Source organism: bacterium, from assembly GCA_037131655.1.
Lineage (GTDB): Bacteria > Armatimonadota > Fimbriimonadia > Fimbriimonadales > JBAXQP01 > JBAXQP01.
Window position 1 is genome coordinate 1 of sequence record JBAXQP010000116.1, and the last position, 8,248, is coordinate 8,248.

An 8,248-nucleotide genomic window follows, 5' to 3' on the forward strand; every position below is an offset into this window, starting at 1 on the left:
GTTTATTACTTAATAGAGCGTGAACGTGAGGCAAGAAGCGATTTGCCGAAGGGGATGATCGAAAACCGTGTCGAATCGGCTCTGGAAGCTGTTAAAAAGACTGCCTCGTTAAAATTCTTGGATTGCCTGCGAATTTTATCGTGGATTCGGTTGGCTGCAGTGGAACAATTACTAGGGGCGACACCGCAGATGGTAGATCGATGGGCTGCTTTGGTAGAAATCGGCCCTCAGAATCTGGATGCGATGAATCGTCGCAGGGCAAGTTTTCTCAAGTCAATCTTGTCGAAGTGCAATATTTAGTGTGTATTACACATGCATTTTAAAGATTAGGCCTTTTAGACTAGGTGACGGATGGAACAATGATCAAGTATCTCCGTCATTTAATATAGATAAGGATATCAAGTTGGCGAATTTTAGCTTGTATAGAGGCTGAAGTGTCAACAATGGTAAACTTACTGTGTTCAAACTGCATTCACCGGGAACTTTGAGAGACTATTCTCTCGTTCCGAAAAGTGGATAGCAGACAAGCGCAAAAGCGCTTATTGAGCTTTCGCTTGGCTAGTAAATGAAATCTAGCAAGGCGGAAGGGGGGTTATTCATTATGTGGCAACGGTTTACAGAACGAGCCAGAAAAGTTGTATTTTATGCACAGGAAGAAGCCCAGCGATTTGGCGAAGGCTATGTGAGCACTGAGCACCTATTGCTTGGACTCGTACGTGAGCCTGACAGTGTGGCAGCTCGGGTGCTGGATCGCATGGGAGTAAGTCTGAATCGTGTACGCGCTGAAATCGAACGACAGCTTCCACGTGGGGAAGCTCGTCCGGGACAAGAGATGCAGCTGACCCCGCGTGCCAAGCGGGTTATTGACTTAGCATATGATGAAGCTAGGCAGCTTAACAATAACTATATCGGAACTGAGCACTTGCTCCTTGGACTTATCCGTGAAGGTGAAGGCCTGGCAGGACGCGTGCTTGGCAAACTAGGTGTCGATCTAGAACGTACTCGCCGTGAGGTGATGGCTTTGCAAGATAATGAGACGACTGCGAGTCCAGCTCGACATCGTTCGCGAACTCAAACTCTTGACGAATTCGGCCGTGATTTGACTGAACTGGCACGATCCGGCAAGCTGGACCCAGTCATTGGGCGGCATAACGAGATCGAACGCGTAATTCAAATTCTTTCAAGACGCACAAAGAACAATCCTTGTTTGGTAGGTGAGCCGGGTGTTGGCAAAACCGCTATCGCTGAGGGTTTAGCTCAGCGAATTATACATGGCGAGATTCCTGATGCGTTAAAGGAACGGCGAATTGTAGCGCTTGATTTGGCTGCATTGGTTGCCGGTACTAAATATCGAGGCGAATTCGAAGAGCGTATGAAGCGTGTGATGGACGAAGTCCGGAAAGCTTCCGGTGAAGTGATCCTCTTTATCGACGAGCTACACACGCTTGTCGGAGCCGGAGCTGCTGAAGGCGCAATTGACGCATCGAACATCATGAAGCCGGCGCTGGCTCGCGGCGAACTTCAGTGCATTGGCGCAACGACTTTCGATGAGTTTAGAAAATATATCGAGCGAGATGCTGCTCTCGCCCGAAGGTTCCAACCTGTTCAAGTTCATGAACCTACTGCCGAGGAGGCTGTTGAAATCCTCAAGGGGCTGCGCGAGCGTTATGAAAGTCATCACCATGTGGAGATAAAAGATAATGCTGTCGAGGCCGCAGTAAGTCTATCGTCACGTTATATTACCGATCGTCATCTGCCTGATAAGGCGATTGACCTGATTGATGAAGCGGCATCGCGAGTGCGATTGCAGTCCAGCCAGCCGCCGCTTGATCTGAGGAAGGCGCGTCTCGAACTTAGCCGTGTTGTGGAAGAACTCGAGCAAGCCAAGCGTAACGAGCAAACTGAACGTGTAGAATCCCTTCAAAACAAGGAAACCAAACTTCATGATGAAGTCGAAACGCTTGAGGCGAACTGGATGCAAACACGCGACGAAATCAAAAAGATTGTTGATGAGGACGAGATTGCGCATATCGTGCAGTCTTGGACCGGTATTCCGGTGTCTCGTCTGGTAGAAGCCGAAACCCAAAAGCTGCTGCGTATGGAAGAAGAGCTGCATAAGCGAATCATCGGCCAGCATGTTGCAGTTGAAGCTGTTTCTAGAGCAGTGCGCCGCGCTCGCAGTGGGTTGAAAGATCCTAAGCGACCGATGGGTAGTTTTATCTTCCTCGGCCCAACTGGTGTCGGTAAAACAGAGATGGCCCGAGCGTTGGCGGCTTTCTTGTTCAGCAATGAAAATAACTGTGTCAGAATTGACATGAGTGAATACATGGAGCGCTTCGCTGTTTCCCGATTGGTTGGGGCACCTCCTGGATATGTTGGATATGAAGAAGGCGGTCAGCTTACCGAGGCTGTTAGACGCAATCCGTACAGCGTGGTGCTGCTCGACGAAATCGAGAAAGCCCATCCGGAAGTATTCAACATTCTCTTGCAAGTGATGGAGGATGGTCGATTGACTGATGCGCAAGGGCGCGTGGTTGATTTCCGCAATACGGTAATCATCATGACCTCCAACGTAGGCGTTCGCCAAATGGGCGATGACGGCCGCATCGGAATAAGACATTACTCTGAAGACATTACCGACCCGAAAGTCTACGAGTCGATGAAAACTCGCATTATGGACGAGATGAAGAAGCTCTTCCGACCCGAGTTCCTCAATCGCGTTGATGAGGTAGTGGTCTTCCACCCGCTGACTCAAGAAGAGATCCTGTCCATCGTAGACTTGATGCTGGGTCGAGTTCAGGATCAGCTCACAACTCAGAAAATCATGCTCGAAGTGGATACTGCGACCAAGGAAATGCTCGCTAAAGCCGGTTTCGACCCGAACTTCGGCGCAAGGCCTTTGCGACGCTCAGTCCAACGCTATATCGAGGATCCTCTTGCCGAGGAAATCCTCTTGGGCCGCTTCACTATGGGCGACACCATCGTTGCCAAGCTAGAGATCGATGGCAAGATAGTCTTCACCAAAAAAGAAGACAAAGAACCCGCCATCGCCGGTATGAAGCCCTCCGAAGTAAAAGAACGCCCAAGTTCGAGCTAGTTAAAAGAACCAAAGCCCCCCGGCATTTGCCAGGGGGCTTTTTTAGTTTGTTAAAACCCCAACTTGTACAATTCGTTCGGGTTGTCCCATAGCCACTTTTTGGCGATAGTTATTGCCTGGGATTCTGTCATGTGGTTGGCGGCTACTCTTCCAGCCAATACTCCTGCGATGTTGTCTCGGGCAATGGATAAGTGGCCATAGACTTTTTCTACGGCAGAGGGGAGGTAGTCGCCGCCGAAGCCTAGGATTTTATTAACGGGGACGGTGTCGATGATTTCGTCCAGGGCTTCGAAGGTGGCTTTTTTGGAGATGATGTGAGCCCAGCAGAGGTTCAGCCAGACGTTGGGGAAGCTTTTACCCAGCATGATGGTCTCCCTAATCCACGGATAACCCAGATGGAAGATATCGAATTTGACGTTGGGATGTCTTTGGAGCATGGGAATCATGTGCAAGGGGTCGAGATTACGGAAGTCGCCCCAGTATCCTGTATGAACGGCTACTGGCAAATCAATTTGCCCGCAATATTTAATCATCTCGTCGATGATATAGCTTCGAAGGGTGATGCCTTCTGCCTTTCCTCCGTTGAAGAGGATGTTATTGAATATGCGAATCGCCTCTTGCCGATCGGGGGCTTCGAAAGGATTCGAAACCATCTTCATCCCCACTGCGCCTTCGGCTTTTTTAGTCTTAATATAGTTACGGCCGACATCGAGGTAATCATCGAGGGATCGAATGCAGGCATCCTGATCAAACACAGGATGCAGCAACCAGTTCAAGTTTTGATGATCCCAAATCTGAGGCATCGACACTAATCCGGTAAGGAGCGGCGTATCGCTGATGACCTTCGGATCATCGCACATGGTAAGGCTGGTGCGGATATTGCATGCTTTACGCAGCACTCGCTCATAAATGCCAGGCGTGTTGGCTTTCTTCATCGCATCAGTGATGGCTTGATAAGTGTTTTTATTAATATCATCCGCGCCATAGAACTTGCTAGCCGCAATCAACGACGCCTGGGCATAAGAGGTATAGCGGAAATTCTCCCAATAAGGCTCGAAAATACTCCATCGGTAATCCAGAGGGATGTTTTGGTTGAAGAGGGCTTTACGGTTCTCTTCATTTATTCCCGCCACACCCATATCACCACCGGTATAGTGGCTAAAAAGGTTAAACACATCCACTTCGGAGCCCGTCCGTTTATTCTCCGGCCCAAGGTGCTCATGACAATCAATTATCTCAAACGCCTCAATTTCAGTTAGAAGGCTTTTTTTAATGCTATCCAAAGACATTGATTTTCCTTTCGTGAAAACGCTCCGATTCTCTCTTGTGGTTAGCTATACCACATTCATAGACGTTGGGGGTGTAAAATAGTAGGAACTATTGGGTTTTGAGGAGATAGCTTGGTGTTGAGGCGCGTTGGTTTCACTTTGATAGAGTTATTGGTAGTGATTGCTATTATTGTTGTACTTGCTGCTATCCTTTTCCCTGTATTTGCTGCGGCGCGTGAGAAGTCACGTACGATATCATGCACCTCTAATATGAGACAACTTGGAATCGCGGTGATGGCTTACGTTCAAGATAATTCATCGGCCTACCCACCCTCGACTAACTATGCGACTCCAACAGGTTCCCCTTCACGAGTTTGGATGGCTTTGGTTGAAACATATGTTAAGAATGAAGGCGTTTTTATGTGCCCCAGCGCAAAACAACCGTCATTTCAGCGGACATGGTCTCAAAGAGGTTACCTCTCGGTCGGCTATACATCACAAACGGCATTCGATCCGACATCTGTAGAAGGGTTTCCAACAGTTCTGCGTGAGGCAGCGCTGTTATTTCCCACCAATACTCCGCTTTTTGCCGACACACCAAATGCTCCAGCGGGGCAAGCGATGGGCAAATATCGAGGCTATGTATTCGATCCATGTTCGGGCAACCTGTCAAACGCTGATCAGAGTTTGATCCCTCCACTTACAGGTGATACAGATATTGTTGCAGCCAACCCGAACCTAACCCCCGGTCAGCTCAAACCTATCTTCGCTAGACACCACTCCGACAAATGTGGAAACGGACGCGTTCAACTCATCCTAGCAGACGGACATGCCCAAAGTTATACTGCCAACTCAATCAACGCAATGGACAAAGGGGCAAACCTCATATGGCGCTTCCGAGGCCTTTGCCCTTACTAAAAAGCCCCTATCCCCCGATTTCAAAGGCTATGGTCGCGATCTTGAACGGTGTTAAAGTCAGCGTTATGTCCTTGCCTTTGACACTATAATTGGGTTCATCGATTAGTCTCTCGTTTAAATTCACCGGTTCCGCAGAGAGGACGTTTAGAGGGGTTGTGATTGTGCCGGTGACGGTTTGATTGGTTGTGTTATAGATGCGGACGATGAGCTTGTCTTCTCGCTCGGCCAGCTTGACGGCGCTTAGGACGAGGGCGTCGTTGTCCAAAGTGAAGGCGCTATAGTTCAAAGCCAGGTTGCCGGGGTGCTGGTCGGCTTCGATTACTTTTAACGGCGCATTAAGTAAATGGGCGGATTTCCAGACCTTCGCTTGTTCCCACGAGCCGATGTAGGGGATTAGGCGGTAATTGAAGGTGTATTCACCCAAACAATAGGCCAGCGGGGTGTGAATGCGCGGGTCGACGCGGTAAGGGCGCATATAGGTATCATCACGCGCTAACCACCCGACAGAGCGAAGCAGCGTGAGGGCAACTTCAGTGCTTTCGGGCATATCATCGACTTGGTACTCTGGCAAACCGATGCTTGCAACTGCTAAACCATATTGCTTATTATCCACCGCAAACCACATCTGCTGGCAGGTCGTGGCCTGTGGGATTTGATCCCAATCGGGATGCTTAGTCGGAGTGTTTTGACGTTCTATCACTCCAAAAGTGGTTTCGGCAACATGGGTCGGCGTTGTTATCGGCACAGTGGCGCGCATCCGCAATCGGTGCTCGATAGCGCGGTTATCGAATTTGGTTTCAACCTCAACATCCGTGCCGTCCGATCGCAATCGCACCTCATGGGACAATCGGCAAGCCACTTTCTTCTTGCTTCGCCCCCTGCGGCCTTGTTCCAAACTTTCAGGCAGCATGTAATCATATTCAATTCGAATTGCAGCGCGGACTGGGCCGGTTTCAATTAAACTAATCTCCGCATTCACCCCGTGGTTAGTGAACGTCTGAGAGTTGCTGGTGTAGGACCAATCGTCGATATCGCCGCAATCCTCAGTGTCTTCCATTGTAAGCGCATTCGGATAAACTACCCCTGAGCGCTTATCGGTGATATTGATTGTGCCGTTGGTATTCACATCTACCCGCAGATAAGGGTTCTCTAATAGAGTTGGCGTTGCCACTAATAGGTTAGCGCTTTTGTTTTCTGGCGCCCAGTCGGCGAAAAAGGTTTTATAGCCAAACGCCGGCACATTGCGAGCGTCGATTAGCAAATCAAAGCTCCATGTCTTCTGATTGGGCGCTGAGGGATAGCCTTCTTCTAGTTCACGGAAGTTTTGATTGACCATCTGGCATTGAACAGGTTTTCCATTCTCGTCCCGAACTTGAACCGTGCGAGCCATTTCATCTGAAGGCAATCCCATTATAACGGTGAATTTGGCGATTTCGCTGATCGGCCAGCCGTGGGGATTGAAGACGACCAGCGCCTTGCTCTTATCCCCTTCCGTCTCCCAAACCTTCTGATAGAGTTCCTTCTGGCGAAGGGAAATGCCACTAAACCATTCCTTCTTGCCCTGCTCTGGTTCTAAAGTATTGATGAACATGGCTATATGCTTTAGACTGGAGTCGCGAATAAGTTCACCCATCTGTTCTGCTGAAGCAAATCGCTGCATCATCTCGGGCGTTGCGGGGTCAATGTGCTCGCCATAGATCGAGTCATGAGCATGGTTCTTAAGCAACTCTTTCCATGCAGCACGAATATACTGCCGGTCATATTTCAGCCCTAATAATGAGGCCAACGCTGCAACCGGCTCGGCATATTTTTCCAGAAGTGTTTCTACTTCCCGATTGCGCTGCTTCAAGTGCATCCGTGCAGAGGAGGTGCCGCTGATTAGACATTCGTGTTTGGCACCTCGCAACTCGCCTTTAATTACCCCTAAATTAGGCTCACAGCTCAAGACTGCTTCGGCATATTCTGGGAACGATGCATGAAGCACATTATAGGGCAGCGTCTTTCCTGCATGGTTAATTACTTTGGTTAGATAGGGGCTAGGCTCGACAAAATCGCCGCCATTATTGAACAAGACAAACGGCGTTTTTACTTTTGGCAGCATCATCTCGATCATTTTCTTGATTTCTTGCGTATGCTCATCGAGATCAGGCGGGGAACCATCGGGAGTATGGCCGATATTGCTGGCGTTTCCGTAGCTAAAACGTTGATGGCAGAGAAGAACGCGTGTCCCGTCCAAACCTTCCCACCAGATTTCGAGGTCATCTTCTTCGGGATATCCTCCCAATCCACGCATTAGAAAAGCGGACTTAATTCCAAAACCATTTAGAATCTGTGGCAGCTGTGAAATATGTCCAAGCGTATCGGGCACATAACCAGCCTTCATGGCATGACCGCCGTACTCTTCGGCGATATGATGTCCAATTAGCGCATTATGGACGATCGACTCCGAACTGCATAAAAATTCATCAAGAGAAACATACCAAGGCCCGATTTGAATTCTCCCTTCTCGAATGAACTCGGCAATATGCTCTCGCTCGTTCGACCTGATTTCCAAATAATCCTCTATCGGCACTGCCTGGCCATCGAAGGAGAAACAAAGATAATCAGGGTCAGTGCCGAGAATTTTCAGCAGCTTATCGACCAGTTTAATCAGGCGGAAGCGATACTGTTGAAACGTACTACCCCACTCCCGATCCCAGTGTGTAGTCGAACAAACCATCGCCGTAACTTTTGGTGATTTATCTGCCAATTCAAATCTCCTAATTATCTAATCATAAAGCCAATCGCCAACAATGCCACTAACATCGGAATTATACATCCCATTGCGCGGCCGAGTTTTCTTTGACGGCCGGACCGTGTCAGTGGAATACCGATTGCTCTCGAAATCCGTGACTTGGCAGCGGAAATGCCAAGTAATCTTTTCCAAGAAAATCCTCCTCTATTCATGCGGGGCCTCCTCCAATTG

6 protein-coding genes are annotated in these 8,248 nt (G+C 49.0%); 3 read left to right on the top strand and 3 right to left on the bottom strand.

Annotated elements, in window-relative coordinates; translation table 11 throughout:
• Both WCO51_06905 and WCO51_06910 read left to right on the top strand, forming a co-directional pair.
• Positions 1-300 (top strand): hypothetical protein (locus tag WCO51_06905; protein MEI6512989.1); only part of this gene is annotated, 300 nt, incomplete at its 5' end.
• A 301-nt stretch (positions 301-601) separates the two neighbouring features.
• Complete coding sequence (locus tag WCO51_06910) at positions 602-3,097, top strand: ATP-dependent Clp protease ATP-binding subunit (GenBank protein MEI6512990.1); 2,496 nt, start codon at positions 602-604, stop codon at positions 3,095-3,097.
• A gap of 50 nt (positions 3,098-3,147) precedes the next feature.
• Here the strand turns inward: WCO51_06910 and WCO51_06915 are convergent, their stop codons facing one another.
• Positions 3,148-4,386 (bottom strand): amidohydrolase family protein, encoded by a 1,239-nt coding sequence (locus WCO51_06915; GenBank protein MEI6512991.1) that lies wholly within the window; start codon positions 4,384-4,386, stop codon positions 3,148-3,150.
• Between the two features lie 114 nt (positions 4,387-4,500).
• Here WCO51_06915 and WCO51_06920 point away from each other — a divergent pair, with 114 nt between their 5' ends.
• Positions 4,501-5,283: a type II secretion system protein gene (locus WCO51_06920; GenBank protein MEI6512992.1), complete on the top strand. Its 783-nt coding sequence runs from the start codon at positions 4,501-4,503 to the stop codon at positions 5,281-5,283.
• 7 nt (positions 5,284-5,290) lie between these two features.
• Here the strand turns inward: WCO51_06920 and WCO51_06925 are convergent, their stop codons facing one another.
• Both WCO51_06925 and WCO51_06930 read right to left on the bottom strand, forming a co-directional pair.
• Positions 5,291-8,032 carry a glycoside hydrolase family 38 C-terminal domain-containing protein gene (locus WCO51_06925; protein ID MEI6512993.1) on the bottom strand — a complete coding sequence of 914 codons (2,742 nt, stop codon included), beginning with the start codon at positions 8,030-8,032 and terminating at the stop codon, positions 5,291-5,293.
• Positions 8,033-8,046: 14 nt separating this feature from the next.
• Positions 8,047-8,229: a hypothetical protein gene (locus tag WCO51_06930; GenBank protein ID MEI6512994.1), complete on the bottom strand. Its 183-nt coding sequence runs from the start codon at positions 8,227-8,229 to the stop codon at positions 8,047-8,049.
• Between the last annotated feature and the right edge of the window lie 19 nt (positions 8,230-8,248).